This window comes from Streptomyces sp. CNH189 (assembly GCF_000527195.1).
Map to the genome: position 1 here is coordinate 15,102 of NZ_AZUS01000029.1, position 16,948 is coordinate 32,049.

Annotated in this window: 15 protein-coding genes; 5 read left to right on the top strand and 10 right to left on the bottom strand. The window is 69.1% G+C overall.

Annotated elements, in window-relative coordinates; genetic code table 11:
* Positions 1-204 precede the first annotated feature (204 nt).
* The 3 genes from B100_RS0130635 to B100_RS0130645 all read right to left on the bottom strand — a co-directional run bounded on the left by B100_RS0130635 (position 205) and on the right by B100_RS0130645 (position 2,838).
* Positions 205-870 carry a VWA domain-containing protein gene (locus B100_RS0130635; protein ID WP_024888195.1) on the bottom strand — a complete coding sequence of 222 codons (666 nt, stop codon included), beginning with the start codon at positions 868-870 and terminating at the stop codon, positions 205-207.
* Positions 871-907: 37 nt separating this feature from the next.
* Positions 908-1,336, bottom strand: a complete 429-nt coding sequence (locus B100_RS0130640; protein ID WP_051490102.1) for a hypothetical protein — start codon at positions 1,334-1,336, stop codon at positions 908-910.
* Positions 1,337-1,398: 62 nt separating this feature from the next.
* Positions 1,399-2,838 (bottom strand): hypothetical protein, encoded by a 1,440-nt coding sequence (locus B100_RS0130645; protein ID WP_486585742.1) that lies wholly within the window; start codon positions 2,836-2,838, stop codon positions 1,399-1,401.
* Positions 2,839-3,242: 404 nt separating this feature from the next.
* On the opposite strand from B100_RS0130645, the gene B100_RS0130650 reads away from it, so the two are divergent.
* Positions 3,243-3,758: a tellurium resistance protein gene (locus B100_RS0130650; protein WP_051490100.1), complete on the top strand. Its 516-nt coding sequence runs from the start codon at positions 3,243-3,245 to the stop codon at positions 3,756-3,758.
* A gap of 15 nt (positions 3,759-3,773) precedes the next feature.
* Here the strand turns inward: B100_RS0130650 and B100_RS34485 are convergent, their stop codons facing one another.
* From B100_RS34485 to B100_RS0130670, 4 genes are all read right to left on the bottom strand, one after another.
* A complete protein-coding gene (locus tag B100_RS34485) occupies positions 3,774-4,265 on the bottom strand; it encodes a hypothetical protein (RefSeq protein WP_037723826.1) in 492 nt (163 codons plus the stop codon).
* A 708-nt stretch (positions 4,266-4,973) separates the two neighbouring features.
* Positions 4,974-5,477, bottom strand: coding sequence for an ATP-binding protein (locus tag B100_RS0130660; protein WP_024888199.1), 504 nt, complete (start codon positions 5,475-5,477; stop codon positions 4,974-4,976).
* A 232-nt stretch (positions 5,478-5,709) separates the two neighbouring features.
* Positions 5,710-7,326, bottom strand: coding sequence for a hypothetical protein (locus tag B100_RS34955; RefSeq protein WP_024888200.1), 1,617 nt, complete (start codon positions 7,324-7,326; stop codon positions 5,710-5,712).
* Between the two features lie 66 nt (positions 7,327-7,392).
* Positions 7,393-7,911, bottom strand: coding sequence for a hypothetical protein (locus B100_RS0130670; RefSeq protein ID WP_024888201.1), 519 nt, complete (start codon positions 7,909-7,911; stop codon positions 7,393-7,395).
* Between the two features lie 601 nt (positions 7,912-8,512).
* Here B100_RS0130670 and B100_RS0130675 point away from each other — a divergent pair.
* Positions 8,513-8,698: a DUF397 domain-containing protein gene (locus tag B100_RS0130675; protein ID WP_024888202.1), complete on the top strand. Its 186-nt coding sequence runs from the start codon at positions 8,513-8,515 to the stop codon at positions 8,696-8,698.
* 1 nt (position 8,699) lies between these two features.
* Positions 8,700-8,999, top strand: a complete 300-nt coding sequence (locus tag B100_RS0130680) for an NIPSNAP family protein (RefSeq protein ID WP_024888203.1) — start codon at positions 8,700-8,702, stop codon at positions 8,997-8,999.
* Here the strand turns inward: B100_RS0130680 and B100_RS0130685 are convergent.
* Together B100_RS0130685 and B100_RS0130690 are read right to left on the bottom strand one after the other, a co-directional pair.
* Positions 8,993-12,544, bottom strand: a complete 3,552-nt coding sequence (locus tag B100_RS0130685) for an nSTAND1 domain-containing NTPase (protein ID WP_051490101.1) — start codon at positions 12,542-12,544, stop codon at positions 8,993-8,995. The genes B100_RS0130680 and B100_RS0130685 overlap by 7 nt on opposite strands.
* A gap of 277 nt (positions 12,545-12,821) precedes the next feature.
* Positions 12,822-14,270 (bottom strand): hypothetical protein, encoded by a 1,449-nt coding sequence (locus B100_RS0130690; protein ID WP_024888205.1) that lies wholly within the window; start codon positions 14,268-14,270, stop codon positions 12,822-12,824.
* A 230-nt stretch (positions 14,271-14,500) separates the two neighbouring features.
* Between B100_RS0130690 and B100_RS0130695 the strand changes: the two genes are divergently transcribed.
* Together B100_RS0130695 and B100_RS0130700 are read left to right on the top strand one after the other, a co-directional pair.
* Positions 14,501-15,361 carry a Scr1 family TA system antitoxin-like transcriptional regulator gene (locus tag B100_RS0130695; protein ID WP_024888206.1) on the top strand — a complete coding sequence of 287 codons (861 nt, stop codon included), beginning with the start codon at positions 14,501-14,503 and terminating at the stop codon, positions 15,359-15,361.
* The gene (locus tag B100_RS0130700) at positions 15,358-15,546 is read left to right on the top strand and encodes a DUF397 domain-containing protein (protein WP_024888207.1); all 189 of its coding nucleotides are present in this window, start codon (positions 15,358-15,360) and stop codon (positions 15,544-15,546) included. Before B100_RS0130695 ends, B100_RS0130700 begins: the two co-directional genes overlap by 4 nt.
* A gap of 64 nt (positions 15,547-15,610) precedes the next feature.
* Here the strand turns inward: B100_RS0130700 and B100_RS0130705 are convergent, their stop codons facing one another.
* Positions 15,611-16,861: a hypothetical protein gene (locus B100_RS0130705; protein ID WP_024888208.1), complete on the bottom strand. Its 1,251-nt coding sequence runs from the start codon at positions 16,859-16,861 to the stop codon at positions 15,611-15,613.
* Positions 16,862-16,948: the final 87 nt, after the last annotated feature.

Here is a 16,948-nt window from a genome sequence, read left to right on the forward strand (position 1 = left end):
CTGGAGCCGGATCGAAGCGCTCTGCCGCCGGAGGCGGGGGCTGCGGCGTGGGATCGGCAGTCCCGAGCGTGCGCGTGTCCTGGACGATTCCGGTGGGCAGGCCCGCCAAGTGTGCGTCCAGCTCGTCATCGTGGGCGCGTCCGTCGGGACCTGGCACATCCCCATGGGGAACTTCCCCGTACTCTCCGTACTGCATCGGGGCGCTCACAGCTTGTCCAGGGAAAGGCTGGTGAACCCGGGCACCTGCTCGTCCACCTGGAGCTGGAACCCGTCGCCGCCCTGGGCGGCCATGCTGGTCGCCGAGCTGACGATGGACCGGGTGAGGCTGGAAGCGAACTCGCGCAGTGCGACGGCCGGCGAGATGGAGTCGTTGTGCTGGATGAACGCCTTGAAGTTGGCCACCTCGGTGATCGTCGCGGCGTCGGCGTCGCTGATGCCGAACGCGATGATCTTCGGCGCGTAGCGGAAGGCGTTCAGCTCGTTGAGCGCGGTGCGCCAGCCCTCATCCGTAGGAATGCCGTCGGAGAGGAAGAACACCACGGGCCGGTAGACGTCGTGGCCCTCGCTCTTCAGGGCCGTGACGTCCTTCTCGATGGTGTCCTTCAGCAGGCGGAAGGCGGCACCGAAGGAAGTGACGCCGCCCGCCGACAGGGACGGCAGTTGCGTCAGCTCGCTCAGATCGGCGAGGGGCTGCAGCACGGAGGCCTGGGTGGAGAAGCCGATGAGCGCGAAACGCGTCTTGTCCGCGACACTCGGATTGGTGCTGATCTCCTGGTGCAGGTCGGGCAACGCCGCGTTGATGGCGTCCACGCCGCCGCCGGCCATGGAGCCGGACTCGTCGCACACCATGTAGAAGGGAAGGAGCTGCATGAGCTGTTTCTCCTGGGCTGATGAGACGGCGTAGCCGTCAACGGGTGTAGAAGTAGATCTCCAGATCGGCCGAGCCCGAGGGGCCGCCGTTCCAGAAGTCCCGCGTCGTCGCGTCGGTGAACATGTCCGGTCGCGCTTTCCGCAGGGCCTTGTTCACGTCCCGCGCGTACGCCTGGCCGTCGCTGGGCTCCGGTGCCTGGCCGAAGGTCAGGACGATGGCGGCTTCGCGGCCCTCGTAACGGGTGGTTGCGGCACGGAGCTGTTCGACCATCCGCGTGCTGTCGCCGACGGCTGCGGTCAGACGGACCGTCACCGGCTTGCGTGCCACCGACCGTGGTCCGATCGGCGTCCGGCTCGGTTCGGGTGACGGCGTGGCCACCGCCGACTTGGAGGGCTCGGTCTCCGGGCGCGCGGCGAGAGGGTCACCGCGGTCTCCCATCGACACCAGGGCAAGCACGAGCAACATGTCGGCGAAGAGCCACCCGGCCAAGTGAAGCGGTGTGAACCGGAAACGCCTCTTCAGAGGGCTCACCGAGCCGGTCCGATCCCGGCCCGCAGCTGCTCGGCCTGCCGTAGATCGCTCTCCGCGCGCCGCTGGGCCGCCTCGGCACCCGCACGCGCCGTCTCGGCCTCGCTGCGAGCTGCTTCTGCCTCGATCCGGGCGTCCTCGGCCTTGTTCCGTGCGGCCTCCGTTTCGCGAAGCGCCCGTTCCAGGGTCTCGGTGACGGTGACGAAGCGGTCCGTCGCCTCCTGCACGGCGCGGCTGCGCGCCTCCATACCAGCCAGAGCCTCCCGTGACGCATCGGCGGCCTCACCGGTTCGATCGGCCACCGAACCTAGGTCGTTGAGCAGACGGCCGTTGACGTCCGCCACGACCTCGATGCCGGTGGTGAATCCACGCTGGGAGGCGGCCAGCACGGTCAGCGAGTCCTCGACCTGCCGCGCAGCGTCCGACAGCGCGTCACGCACGCGCTCACCGTTGTCACCGACCGCCGTTTCCAGCCGGTCCGCCGCACGGGACAGGACGTCGCGCATGCTGTCGCCGGCCGTCCTCAGATCCTCCAATGCCTTGTCCAGGACACCGGTCTGTCCCCTGACCGCGTCGGCCAGTTGGCGGCCCGCCTGCGTCAGCGGGTCGTCCAGCCCCTGGACGGCCGCCTGAAGGGCCGTGCCGCTGTCGCGCACGCTCTCCTCGATGCGCAGCACGACTTGCTCGATGGGGCGTACGTATGCCTCCGCCTGGGCGAGACGCCGCTCCGCCTTGTCCGCGGCCTCGCTGACCATTTCGGCGGCTCGACTGAGCGCCTCCTGCGTGGTGATGGCCTTGGTGTGCATCCGCTGCAGTCGTCCGGCCGCCGAGTTGAGCTCTGCTGCGAAACGCTGAGGTGAGGCGAACCGGTGCTCGTTGAGCGAAAGCTGGGCGCGCGTGAGGACGGGGACCAGACGGGCCATAGCCGCGCCGGCCCGCCCGCGGGCCTGCTCCTCGCGCCGTTCGGCGCCGGTACGCCGGTAACCGTGGACGGCCGTGAGAAGGAACAGCATCACCAGGGCCAGGCACCCGCCCACGGCGACGTGACCGAAGCGGTACGTCTCGCTCAGGTGCCCGTCGAACCCGGACTGCCACAGTTGCAGGAACGGACGGCCCGCGGCCTTGGGATCGTCCCCGGTGAGCGCCCCGTAGGCACTCGACGCCTGCCACAGACCGAACCAGGTGAAGAGCAACGGCAGGAAGACCAGCGCTCCCAGCACCCAGTCCAGCGCCGAGTCGAGCTGTTCGCCCTTACGGGCGTCCACCGGTTCGGCGATGCTCTCGGGCCGGGCGAAGTGGGTCATCAGGTCGAGATCGGCCCAGGCGTCGAGGGCATCCACGTCGGTGGAGTCGAGTGCCTGTGCCAGTGCGCGCAGTTCTTCCGCGCGTGGGGCGAGCGCAGGATTCTGCGCCGCGTCCTCGAGGTGACGTGCCGTCACCCCTTTGTCGAAATGTGTCCCCGTGAACATTCCCCACCCTTGCCCGGTGAAGCCGGGACTTTGTACAGAGCCGAGCGCGGCGGGAACAGGGCGACGGCGCGCCTCACGTACCCCTGCCGCATGAACGAAGTGACAGGAACCTTCACATCTCCTTCACTGATCGGGCAATAATAGACGACGATCACATGGCGTGGACGGCGTGGCGTAAGACAGCTGCGTAGGTTGCTGGGGTATAGGGGCATGAGTTGAGCGGTGACGGCAGGCGGCGGACGGTCATCGACCTGACCGGAGGAAGGGGGGCCGCCGGCGCGGCGACGCGGACCCAGTGGGGGTCACCGGTGCGTCCCGTGGAGCTCACCAAGCAGACGCCTCGCGCCGCGATCACGGGCCGAGGGGTTCTCCGGATGAACCTCAACTGGTCGGTCACGTCGGAGGCGGACCTCGACCTGGGGTGCCTGGTGCTGACCCGTGACGGACTGGGCACCGCGGTGCAACCTCTCGGCGCACAGTTCGGTGACCTCGACGCCTGGCCCTACGTCAGTCTCGACCAGGACGACCGGACCGGCGAGAGCTCGGACGGCGAAACCCTCCGCATCAGCCTCGAGCACCGGCACCAGTTCGCCAAGCTGCTCGCCTACGTGTACCTCTATGAGGGCGCGGCCGACTTCCGCACGCTGGGAGGCGTCGTCACCGTCGGCGCGCCGGAGGGCACCTGGCGCATCCACCTGGACGATTCCCCTGCCGGATCCACGTCCTGCGCCATCGCCCTGGTCACACCGGGGCGGGGCGGGAACGCCTTGGACCTGCGGCGTGAAGTCCGCTGGTTCACCGCCGAGCCGTACCTGTCGAATCAGCAACTCATCGACCACGCGTACGGCTTCGGCTTCGACTGGGTCCCGGGCGCCAAGCCGCCCTTGTAGGCGGCACCGTCAGGACTAGGCCCAGCGCCAGGCGTTCGACCGGTACGTGCACGTGATCCGAGCGCCGCCCGCGGTCGTGGTCGTGGCTCCGTGGTCACTGTTCCGGCAGTACTGCCCCGCCTGGTAGCAGTTGCCCGCGTTGGAGACGATGGAGCAGGTGCCGGAGTCGCTGTCGCTGCTGCTGCCGACACTGTCACCGGTGCCGGCGGCCCGGGCGGTCTTGGTGACGGTGACGGTCGGGCCAGGGGTCGTGACCTTCTTCGTCTTGGTGACCGTAGGGGCGGGCTTCGGTTCGGGGGTGGCGGTCACGGTGGCCGTCGCGGTGGTCGTGACGGTCGGCACGGGCTTGGCGGCCAATGCCTGAGCGGCGTCCACCTCGTCCTGTGCGGACTGGGTGCCGCCGATCGCCCCCAGCGCGAAAAGGGCGGCGCCGACGGCCCACAGTCTCTTGCGCTTGCGCAGCGGTCGTATGCCGGGTGCGGTGTACGGCTGGTTCTGCGGAGCCACGGTCTCTCCCGGGGGTAATCGATGGTGATGGGGGCGTTGCCGCCGGCAGGTTTCAAGCGGTCGGACGGACCAGCAGAGCTCGGTTCCCCCGTTACCAGTGAAAGCATGACGGTTGCGTGTTAGCACTGTCAACAGCCGGAGCCTCGGATTGTCCCTGCCTCTGTGCGCCCCGCCGAACCGCCGGACCGGACAGCGACGCTCACACCACAAGGCCACACAGTTCTGAGCGGCCGGATTGCCCCTGTGGCCGCGTCATTCCTCTTTCAGAGCTGCGTATTTGCGAGGGCCACTCGCATGTCACGGGAACTCGCCCCCACCCGTGTGAGATCGGATGAAGCCGGGCGATCACTCCTGCGGGTCGTGAACAGCACGAGCCACACGGTGGCGCCATGAGTGCAGGAACTGGTCAAGGCCGCTCCGCTCGTCGCGGCCGGCCTGTACGTGAGGTGCGGCGGCAGCGGGGACTGACCGACTTCGTCGTCCTGGCACCGTGGACAGGTGCACGGACCGCGGGTGAGTACGCCTTCTGTCGACGGCTCACCCGAGTTGCCCGAGAGACCTCAACGGAGCGCCGGTACGTGCGTGGGGTGGACAGGTGCACGGACCGCGGGTGAGTACGCCTTCTGTCGACGGCTCACCCGAGTTGCCCGAGAGACCTCAACGGAGCGCCGGTACGTGCGTGGGGATGAAGTGCCGGACTCAGGACATTCACTTCGGGCCGCTCCGCACGACGCGTGGCTCCGCAGGGCGCGGCGACGCGTCGCACGCCGGCCGGTGAGACACCTCGGCCCACACGGTTTTCCCGCTCGGCGGATACGGCTGCGTGCCCCAGCGGTCGGCCAGGGCGGTGACGAGAAGGAGACCCCGGCCCGACTCCGACTCCGCCTCCGGTGGCGTGGTGAAGTCCGTCAAGGGGAAGGGGGGGTGGCCCCCGCCCGCGTCGGTCACCTCGATCCGGAGGAGGCCGGATGCCGGCTCGGAGCGGAGCTCCAGGCGGAAGTCCCGGCCCCGGACCCGGCCGTGCAACGCCGCGTTGGCGGCCAGCTCGGCCACGATGTGTTCCGCGCGCTCGGCTACGTACGGTGATACTTCCCAGGCGCGGAACTCCGCCGCCGCCAACAGGCGGGCGAGCCGCGCGCCTCGACGTGTGGACGACAGCTGCTGGGCGAACGTCCTGGCGGCGGTGGGAATGTGGGGCGTGCTCACGTTCATGAGACCAGCGTGACGGCGTGTGAGGGGCTTGCGCCAGGAGTGCGGTTCGTACGTCGAGTCACCGTACGGACGTTCACTGTGCGTGGTACGGGAGTCCGATGTTCAGTCCGAGAACGGAAGGTTACCCAGACGTCGACCGACCAGGCGCAGGCGTTCGTGAGGCCCGTGCCGATGCGGCGTACGCCTTCGGAGCGCGCGTTCCCCGCCCGGCAGTGCAGGGTCGCTCTGCCGTTCAGGCACTCCCGTGATCCGGCGGGTGGGCGTAGGCCGCGAAGGCGCGGGCCTGCTCCGTCTTCCGTACCTGGCCGAGCTCGATGGGCCGCAGGCCGCTCGGGCGGCCGAGGCGGCCGAGGATCTCGTCGAAGTACGGGACGGGGGCGTTGCGCGAGGAGACCACGAGTGAGGAGAGCAGTACGCCCTCGGGGCCGGCTGCATGGTCGACGGCCACCAGGATCGAGGTGCGTGCCAGGTCGGAGAGGTCGTCCGGCTTGAGTCCCGCGGCCTCGCCGAGTGTGTGCCAGCCGACGCAGACCTGGCGGCGCGCAGCCGAGACCAAGGCGCCACGCACGGCCTTCACCACGTCGTGCTTGGTGATCCCGGGAGCGGCCCACGGAAAGGCCTTGCCCGACCGTACCGGCGGCTTGCCGGAGGCCGCCTGCGCACTCTGCTCGGCCAGGGTGCGCTGTCTGACCTTCTGCCAGTACCTCCGCCGTTGTGACCTGTTCAGCTTCGAGAATTCCTGGGGTGTTAGATGGCCGTACTCGCCGCCCACCCTGGTCGTCCCGGCGGTGAACCCCCGGGAGTCACGCCGGCCTTCCGGGGCGGGGTTCGGAACGGGGGCGGGGCGCAGGCCCGGCCAGCGGGAGTCCGTCGGCGTGGGAAGCGAGGTGAAGCCGTCGGCCCGGATGAGCCAGGCACCTTCGGCCGGGACACCGGGAGGATGGAGACGCGGCGTGCCGTCCAGGACGTGAAGCCGGTGGGCTTGGGGCGGCGCGACCGAGCGGGGGAGGGAGACCCGGGCGCGGACCACGGCCGCGCCGGTGGGCTGGATGTCGGCCTGGTACAGAAGGCGGGTGGGACCGTCCGAAGTGGTCTCCTCGTCCGTGACGGTGAAGGCGACACTGCCGGGAGCGAGGGGGAAGACGACCGTGGCCGCGCTGCCGACGGGGCGGGGCACGGCGATCCCCTCGTCCGTCAGCCGGCACCGGTCCAAAGTGGTCCACTCGATGGTGCGGTCCGTGTCCTGCGTCCCGACGTACACCACACGGTTCCCGCCTTCGGTGCGGCAGGTGAAGCGGACGGCCTGTCCAGCGGCTTGCGCCTCACCGTGCCCGAGGCCGCTGTGCGGTCCGTAGGCCCACTGGACGTTCTGATGCGTGCCGGAGAGTTCTGCGCGGGCCGCCTCCCACGCGGCGATGGGCAGGTGGGACAGCTGCACGCGGATGAGACGCCGCCCCGCCCCGAACCGCACTACGACGGCGCCACCGGGGCCCGAACCGAGGTCCGGGTACGTGATGTCCGTGTCCCGTTGTCCCTCCCGCGCCAGCCACCGCCCGAGTGCCTGACCGATGTAGAGGTGGTCGGCGCTGGCCTCGTCGGTCCGCGTACGACGGCAGTGCACCGGCGGACGGTGGGCGAAGTGGCACTTCTTGTCCGTGTACCGCTTGGCGGTCAGCTGCTTGCCGCAACCGCCGAGCAGCGTGCCGCAGTAGAAGTCCTCACGCGTGCGGGTCCGCATGAAGTCGTCGAAGTCGTCGTGGTCGTACGGCAGGAACACGGGCCGGTCCGAGTCGGCCCCGTCGAGGACCGCCGTCTGGACCTTACGGGTGTCGTCGGCCGCGTAGGGCATGAGGGGTCTGCTCCGTGAGTGGTCGAGTGCCGCGTGTCCTTCGCCGGGGCCGGGGCGGTCAGGCGGTTACTCGGCCGCCGGTTCGACGTAGGTGTTGTCGAACCAGTCGATGAACTCGCGCACGGTGCCGATCTTGGCGACCCGGGAGTGCAGCGCCTTCTGGTCGTGGCCGATGAGGAACCAGCCGGTGGAGACGGACTCTCCGCAGCCGCACTGGCACATGCGGGCGTCGTGCGGGGACGCGAAGTAGGCGATGGGGTTGCGGTGGGTTGTGACGGGGGGCTCGCCTTTGACGTAGGCGTCGTAGACCTCGTGGCCCGGCTCGAGGAACCGGCCCTCCATGGCCTTGCGTCCCCCGGCCACCGGCACCAGCTTGTCGATCTCGATGGCCATGCGGACCTCGCCGTCGGCGGAGAGCAGGGCGTACTGCTCCTTCTCGGCGCGCTCACCGAGGACCCAGCAGCCCCGGTTGGCCCGGAACAGCGCCTCGTCGTCCATGGCCGGGTCCCAGCCGACGTGGTCCCGCCCGAGCTGGTCCTCCTTCGGGTTGACGTAGCGGATGGGCCCGAGTGCGATGTGGATCACGAGTTCCCCCAATAGGCTGCGCGCAGGGCAACTTGCCCAGCGATCGCCGACCATCCTGGCAGGATGCCGGGATACCTTCAACCCCTAGGGGCCTAGCTTTCCGTCGCCGGTGGAGGCCTTGCGTGCTCCTGTGTTCTCGTGGCACCCCTGTGCGGCGTGCGGGGCTCCTTGCCTCGCGGTGCACGGCCCCGCTGCCCTCCGGCCTTTCCTGTGGTCCGGCCGCGGAACCGGGGGGCGTCACCGGCTGACGGGGTCGCGCATGGGAGTGGTGCCGGAGCGGACGGGGCGGAATATCCGGCGGGCGGCGGCCGGAAGATCGCCGCCGAGGTTGCGGGCATCACCGTTTAGAGGAGCGCCAGCGGTTGCGGCCTCCTGCGCCGGGGCCGCACACCATCGGGGTTCTCGCCTTGGTCGCGCCAGTGGCTCCAGGGCGGTCGCAGAAGTAATGGGAGATCTCTGGCCTACTCCGAAGGCCGGGAGAGCGGATTGATCGCTGATCAAAGCAGGCTGCCGTCCTGCACCGGAGGTATGCGACACTCCGCGCACAGGCCCTCACCCCTCACGACTCCGTGGGCCTGCTGGAGCGGATCAGAGGAGAGCTATGAGCGGCACGCAACTGGCCTGGTTCAAGTCCAGCTACAGCGGCACGGCCGGTGACAACTGCGTTGAGGTCTCCGTCACTGAACAGACCGTCCACGTATGGGACTCCAAGGAAGTGATGCGTCGGCCATTCACTGTGGGCCGGAACGGCTGGTCGCAGTTCGTCGCGTTCCTCGGGGCCAACTGATATGGCCAGGACCACGCAGCTGCGTACGTACACCGTCCGCGAGGGGCTGCTCGACGAGTGGGTGGAGCGGTGGCGCAACGACATCGTGCCGCTGCGGCTGAAGCTGGGCTTCGAGATCGGCGGGGCCTGGGTCGACCGGGAGCGCAACCAGTTCGTCTGGCTGATCTCCTATGAGGGCCCGGAGACCTTCGCTGAGCGCAACGCGTTGTACTGGGCGTCGCCCGAGCGCGAGGCGATGGGCCTCGACCCGGACGACTACCTCCTGCACACCGACGACCGCACGGTCGAGCAGCGTTACTGACCGTCCGCCGGATCCGGCGGCAGCAGGTGCTGCCGCCGTTCCTCCGCGTCCAGCGTGCGGAACACCCGCCCGCGCGCCCGCGCCTCCAGCTGGTCGTGATCCGGGTCCGCCGGCCACACCCGCGCGGTGCCGTCGGCGGACGCGGTGAGCAGCCGCGTACCGTCCCCGGACCACGCCACCGACAACACCTTGTCCCGGTGGACGCCGACGACGGCGAGTTCCTCGAAGGTGGTGGCGGACCAGAGCCGCACCGTCCGGTCGTCCGAACCGGTCGCGACACGGCGGCCGTCCGGCGACCAGGCGACGGCCCGGACCCGCCCCTCATGGCCCTTCAGCACGTCGATGCGCCGACCGGTCACCGCGTCCCACACGGCGGCCGTCCAGTCGCCGGAGGCCGTGGCCACCCGCGCCTCGTCCGGGGACCAGGCCGCGTCCTCCACGTAGTTGCCGTGTCCGCGCAGAACGGTCAGCTGGGTGCCGTCGGCGGTGTCCCACAGGCGGCAGGTGCGGTCGTCGGAGCAACTGGCCAGTTTCCGCCCGCTCGGCGACCAGGCCACGCGTCCCACCCAGTCCTGGTGCCCGGTCAGTTTCCGCAGTTCGGTGCCGTCGACGGCGGACACGAGGCGTACGGTGCCGTCGTGCCCGCCGGTCGCGATGCGCCGGGCGTCCGAGGACCAGGAGCAGCCTTCGACGGGCTCACCGCGCAGGTCGAACACCGTGCCGCCGGAGCCGTCCACCACACGCACCAGTCCGTCTGCGGTGCTGAGGGCCAGACGGTCGCCGTGCGGCGCCCACGCCACACTCCACACCCGCTCGCCCGGCGCCGTCACCGGCCCGGCGGGTGCGCCGGAGTCCGCGCTCCAGATCCGTGCCGTCCCGTCGTCCGAGGCGGTGGCGAGGCGGGTTCCGTCACCGGACCACACCGCCTGGTTCACCGGCCCGTCGTGCCCCTGGACCAGAACGGACTCGGCTCCCCGCGGCCGGAGGTCCCACACCCGGCCGCTGCCGTCCGTCGACGCGGTGGCGAGCTGGGTGCCCGACGGCGACCATGCGACGGACCACACCGTGTCGGTGTGGCCGCGCAGCACCGCGACCTCCTTCGCGTCCTCGGTGCTGACGACGCGCACCGTCCGGTCGGACGACGGGGAGGCGAGCAGCCGGCCGTCCGGTGAGAAGGCCGGGTTCCACACGTAGTCCGCGTGGCCGCGCAGCAGCAGCCGCAGGGCGCCCGTGCGGGCGTCCCAGATCCGGGCGGTGTGATCGCCGGACCCGGTGGCCAGCGACTCTCCGTCCGGCGACCACGCGACGCCCTCGACGAACTCGGTGTGCCCGGTCAGGGTCGTCGCAGCCGCTCCCGTCACCGCATCCCAGACGATCACCGTCCGGTCGTGCGACGCGGTGGCCAGACGCGAGCCGTCCGGCGCCCAGGCCACGCCCCAGACATCGCCCGTGTGGCCGTGCAGTTCGTGCACGAGTCGGCCGCTGTCGGCCTCCCACACCCGGGCCACCTGGTCCTTGAACGTGGCGGCGATCCGCGCCCCGTCCGGCGACCACGCCACCCGCCGGCCGATGTCACCGGCACCGGCGAGCTGCCGGACCGGTTCACCGGACACGGCGTCCCAGACGCGTACGACCTGGTCGCGCCCGGCGGTGGCCAGCCGTGTCGCGTCGGGGGAGAAGGACACCGACTCGACCATGGCGCCGTCACACGGCAGTACTCGCAGCGAACGTCCCGACTCCGCGTCGTACACGCGGGCCGTGCCGTCCCTGGAGGCGGTCGCCAGCAGTCGTCCGTCGGCGGACCAGGCGACATCCCGGACGGTGTCCGTGTGACCGTCCAGCCGGGTCCGCAGGTGACTCGCGGCCAGCGCCGTCATCAGTCCCCGCTGCGCGGCCGGGGTCGGCGCGCACTCGCCGAGCGCGGCCAGGGAGAGCAGCAGTGCCCGCTCCGGTTCGGTCTCCGCACTGGCGAGCACCTGCCGGCCGATGCTCTCCGAGACACGGCTGAGGAAGGCAAGGTCCCGGCGCTGCGAGGCGTCGACGAGCGCACGGGCGGGAGCCGACGCCTGCCCGGCCTCCTCCAACGCGGCCAGCCACCGCTGGGCGACGGTGAGGCGCTCACCGGTGAGGAGGTAGTCCGCACTGCGCCCGGACCGTTCCCAGTCGGCGGCCCACCGCTCCAACTCGGCCCGCTCCCGCAGCCGCTCCGCCCGCGCCTCCGCCTCCTGGCGCAGGGGCGCCCACTGCCGGAACAGCGCCTCGTGCGTCACCTCCGCGCACGCGTCCCGGTGGCCGTCCGCGTTTCCCGTGGTTCCCTCAGCGGCGTAAGAACGGATCAGGCGCGCCTCGATGAAGGCGTCCACCACGTACCGCTCGCGGTCGGTCAGCTCGGACAGCCGCACCGGACGGCGGGCGAGGTCCCGTTCCTCGACGGTGACGAACTTCAGCAGCACCCGCAGCGCGAAGTCGATACCGCCCGGAGTGCCGAGGGCGGCGACCGTGTTGTCGGCCTGCCGGGCCAGCGCCCCCGCTACGCCTCCGAGTTGCCGGTACGTCTCCTCGGTGACCGTGCCGCCCGGACCGCAGGCGAAGTACAGCTCCTGGAGGAGATAGGCGAGCAGGGGCAGCGCATCATCCGTACCGGTGTCGTCCACGATGGTCTCGACGAGACCGGGCTCGAACGAGATGCCCACCAGTGCGCCCGGTCGCTCCACCACCTGGGCGAGCTGCGCCCGGCTCAACGTGCCAATGGCGACCGGGTGTTGCAGGAACGGCGCGTGACCGGTCCCGAGCAGCCGCCCCAGCAGGTCCACCCGGCACGTGGTGAGGACCCGGACGGAGGACTCTTGCCGCAGACACGCGTGCAGCGCTTCCAGGAACTGGGCTTGTTCCCGCTCACCCGCGAGGGTGACCAGCTCCTCGAACTGGTCGATGACGAGCAGCACCCGCTGGAACTGCCCGGCCCGCAACCGCGACAACTCGGCCGCCAGGGTTTCCGGCCCCTGCCGCAGCCGCCGCAGCACCGCGTCGGGTGTCTCCCTGCCGCCACCGGCCACGGCCAGGGACGCGGCCAGCGCGTGCAGGGGGTTCGGCCCCGGTGAGAACGTCGGCACGATCGTCCACCGGCGCCGGCGCAGCCGGGGCATGACCCCGGCCCGGACGAGCGAGGACTTGCCGCTGCCGGACGCACCCGTCAGCATCAGGAACCGGTCGGCGGGGCGGGTCGCGGAGGCGTGCAGCCGACGCGTCAGCTCGGCGGCCTGCGCCTCCCGGCCGAAGTAGATGGCCGCCTCGTCCTCGCCGAAGGCGTCCAGCCCCGGGTACGGAATCCGGTCACGGGGCCACTCCGAGGGTGCGGGCGCCGGGTTCTCCAGCCGGTACACGACGACCTGCCCGACCACCATGGCGACGACCAGCAGCCCGATGGCCGGAACGGACCATTGCTGGATCATCTCCAGCGCCCAGGGCGCGTCGTCCTTGCTGGTGGCGTAGTTGGTGACGATGCCGAGAAGGCAGGCGACCAGCGCCAGCAGAATCTGCAACACGACTTGGAGGCGCTGCCTCATACGACACCGGCCCCCTGCCGACCGGCTCGATACCTGCGCGGCACTGTCACGCCCCCGTTCCGTTCAGCAGTCAGTGCTCCTTCGTGCACCGGGGCGGTGCCCTGCCTGCGTATCGGTCGGTGCACGAGGAAGCGTGAGCATCATCTGCGGATGCAGGGGTGGTTTCAAGAACACCTGCGGTTATCAGCCATGCCCCCTCCGTCAGGGACACCTGGGCGGAGCGGGGCACGGGCGGAGGCTACGGCCCTTCCGCAGATCAGAAGCCCGGAGTGTCGGGCGACTGCTGCTGTGGGGTCTGTGGGGAGTAGGAGATCACCTTCGGCCTCTTCTTCGCGGTGCGCTGACGGACGCGTACGGACCGGTCACGCGGCGTCTCCTCGCTAGTCTCGACCCCCAGTACGACGCTGTATCCCTCGCGGGCGCGCTCCAGACTGAAGTCCCGCAACTGTTCGATGCTCGTTCCCACAGTCCCGACCAGGCCGAGCTTTACCAACTCCGCGAACTCTGAGGCGACGAGATAACGGCCGACCCTTTCGTAGCTGAAGAGGCGCCCACCCCTACTCCCGAGCGTGCAGTCGTTGTCCAGAAGGACGCGGGCATAGGAGAGGGGGATGTACATGCCGCGCGCCAACTCGGAGGTGGGGACTGCTCCGTCCCGCCAGTGTGCGAACTTCAGGAAGCACGCGTCCTGTGAGAGGCGCCACTCGTGGGGACGCACAGGCTTCGAGCTGAGTTCTGCAACCCGCTCCAAACGGTCCATCTGGTCGAGGAGTTGCTTGTTCACCCGGTACTCCTTGTCCCGAGAGCCCAGGCGTTTGTACTGGACGAGGACGAAGCTGTGGGTGGGGTGATGGTAGTAGATCATGTCCGTGCCCAGTCGGCTCTCGACCGGAGTGGCATTGACGTTGACGACCTCGAGGCGGCGTCCGGCGGTGTCCTCCAGCACGTGGATGTCACATCGCACGTTATCGAGTCCTGGCCAGTCATCGAAGTAAAGAGGGGCCCCGCTACCCAGGCCGGCGCGCACATCGTGGTCGATCAGGCTGTTCTCCACCGGGTCCGGGACGAGGCCCGCGAGGTACGGCGCATCCCGTGAGTCGGGGCGTCTCCAGGCAGACAGCGCGGAGTGAGGGAAGTCGGTCACCCGAGTCAGGGACTGGGCGGCATCCCGCTGCTCCTGCCATGCCCGGTCCGCTGCGTCGTCTACGTCGAAGATGACCGGGTTCAGATTGGCGAGCAGCCACTCGATGTACCGGGCCAGCTCGGGGTGGCTCCGAAGGAGGGCTTCCTGGAGCGCCTGCCAGGTTCTTACGCCGATGTGTCCTGCGCTTCCGGTGAGGGCCTGCTCCACGTGTGCTCGGTACGGCGAAGAAAGGGAGGCGAGGATTCCGCCGGGGCCGTCCAAAGCCACCGGCTTCGGGCATCTGCGCATGGGTTCGATGGTGATGCTGCTGTCGACCGGCCCCACGGTGTTGAAGCGCTGTACGGATCCGATCCAGGTGATGAAGCGGCCGTGCTCGGAGAACTCCCTGCGGCTGTTGTGGGAGGCATGCGTCCTGTTGTCGCACACCAGCAAAGCTAACCGGGTGCCGGTGTCGGACGTGTCGAGCCCTGTGGGCAGCCCTTTTGTGAAGCGCTCAGTGATGAGCCAGTCGCCTTCGTTCTCGGCCATTTGAAGTGAGGTGAGGGTCACTATGTACGTCACAGGCTGACCTTATCGGCGCCGCCGACGCGCGCAGGGGGTTCGGCCTCGGTGAGAACGGCGGCACAACCGTCCCCCGACGCCACGTAGCCGGGGCGTCATCTCAAGCCAGCGGCCCGTACGCTGCGTCAGCGTACGGGCACGTTCGGTGGAACGTACGAATGTCTTCCGGCCACTCTGGGCGTTCTCAGGGAGAGGGACCTGGAGTGCGAGCACCTGGAGGTGGGCCTCGGATGACGACCGATCACGTGGAGCCGGCGGTGTCGGGTGGGGAGTGCGAGCGGGAGCCGGATCCGTCGGACAGTCTGCGGACGTTCGGGGCCGTCGTGCAGGCGCTGCGCGAGCATGCGGGGCTGAGCCGGGTGCAGTTCGGGGAGCTGGTCCGGTACTCCAAGCACACGGTGGAGTCGGTGGAGCTGGGTCGGCGAATGCCGGACGCGTCCTTCGTGGAGCGGGCGGAGGAGGCACTGGGGAACACGGGGGCGCTGCGGCACTCGGCGCGGTTCCTGACAAGGGGGGACGCGGGGCTGGCGGCTTGGTTCAGGCAGTGGGCTCGGCTGGAGCGGGTGGCAGTGAGCCTCTGCACGTATGAGTGTCGGCTGGTTCCCGGGCTGTTGCAATCGGAGGGCTACATGCGGGCTCTTTGCGAAAACGACATCCCGCCCATGGCCGACGATGACTTGGAGGCTACGGTGCAGGCGCGCTTGGAGCGCCAACGTCTGCTCAAGGAGCGGCCCAACACGGCGTTCGACTTCATCGTGGAAGAGTCCGTGTTCATGCGTCGTCTCGGTGGTGCCGAGGTGACGCGTGAGCTGATCGACTACGTGCTGGAACTCGTCGCGCCCAGGAACGTCACGCTTCAGGTCATGCCGGCGGACAGCGAGTATCACGCATGCATGGCTGGACCGATCCAACTGTTGGAGACTCCGGACGCCAGCTGGCGCGCCTACGCGGAAGGACAGGAGAACGGCCGCCTGATCGCTGACCCGAAACAGGTCAGCAAGCTCCACATGCGCTATGCGAGACTGCGCTCGCAGGCCCTTACCCCGAAGGACTCCAGGGGCCTGCTGGAGCGGATGCGAGGAGCGCTATGAGCACGCCTGAACTCGACTGGTACAAGTCCAGCTACAGCAGTGCACAAGGTGACAGCTGCATCGAGGTCGCCATCACCGAGCAGACCGTCCACGTAAGGGACTCCAAGGACGTGGCACGACGGCCGTTCGCTGTGGGGCGTGAGGGTTGGGCATACTTCGTGGGCTTCGCGGCGGCGCGGGACTGACGGAGGTCGGCCGTGGGGCGGGCGGTTGACGGCTCGCCCCACGGTGGGGGCGGTCGGTGCTCGCTCAGCCTTCCTCGTCGCGTTCTTTTCCGTCCCCGCGTAGGCGGCGCGCTCGCTCTGCGATCTCGCTCGATAGCTTTACCTTGACCGAGCTGGCCCGGTCGAGGGTCTCGTTGCCGAGGTTTCTGGCGGCACTGACGCCCTTCGCTCCTGTCTCAAGCGCCTTGTTCTTCACCTCCGTTGCCGCTTCCACCCATCGTCTCGCGTCTGATGACTGGCGACCGGACTCGATCCCGAGCCGCGTGTGGAAGTCATGGACGCCGGTCACCACATGGTTGCTCGACTGGACCACAGCCGGGGACTTGGTCGGGTACAGCAGCACCTTCGCGTTGGCCGCGTCAGCAGCCGAGTTCATCCGGGCCACCAGACGCTCGGTACTCCGTGAGATGAGATTCAGCCGGTTCTGTCGGGCAACCCGAAGCCCGAGGCGATGCTGGTCCAGCTGATCCGGATTCGCGTCCAGCACTCGGTCGAGTTCGAGCACCGCGATCGCGTCCTGCAGTTGGAAGCAGCGAGCCAGAACAGCGAGCCACTCCCGAACCTTGGGCTCGACTTCCTTGACCGTCGTGGCGAGATCACCGATCTTGGGCTTACTTTCCAACTTCTCTGTGAGGGCGTCGAGTTGACGCAATGCGTACGCCTGGGTCTCCGCGATCGTCGTCGGTGCGGTCTGCACCTTCGACCACGTGACCTCGGAGACTCGGCCCACCTGCTCTCGGATGGTCATGGTCTCCTCGATCACGAGATCCATTCCGATCATGCGGGACAACACTGCGTCCTTCTGGGCGCGGAGTATGTCGTCGACCTTCTCGTCAATCGTGGCGAGGTAGTCGGTGATCTCGTCCATGGTCTGCTGCATTGAGGCCTGCGCCATGACCCCCGCGACACCAGCCAGACGTGCAGGGTTGGTCAGGAGCGAGCCGGCCCCCTTCTCGATCTGGAGCCAATTCTTGATCGAGCCGGGTTTCCCCACCATTGCATGGCTGACGCCTGGCGTCTTGCTTTCCATCAGCCCGAACTTCTTGACACGCTCCGCAGATTCCTTGGTCAGCTTCACCCAGCGACCGGAGTTGGCGGCAATATCCGAACCCGCCTGCGCGACCGCAGCCCCGGCACCGAAAACGGACTTGAGCCGTCGCGCTCCGAGATCCTCTGACGGCAGTCCCTCCGAGGCGAGGAAGCGTTCGACGTCTGTCGCGTTCCCGATGACCGCCAGTCCGTCGCCGTCACTGATCAGCTGGATCTCGTTGTCCATCGCCTGCTCCTAAAGTGGCTTATCGCAGTGGAAAGTAGTCGGGGTGCGCGCGGCGATCGCCGTTTGAGCCTTGCGGGTGCCTTCGTT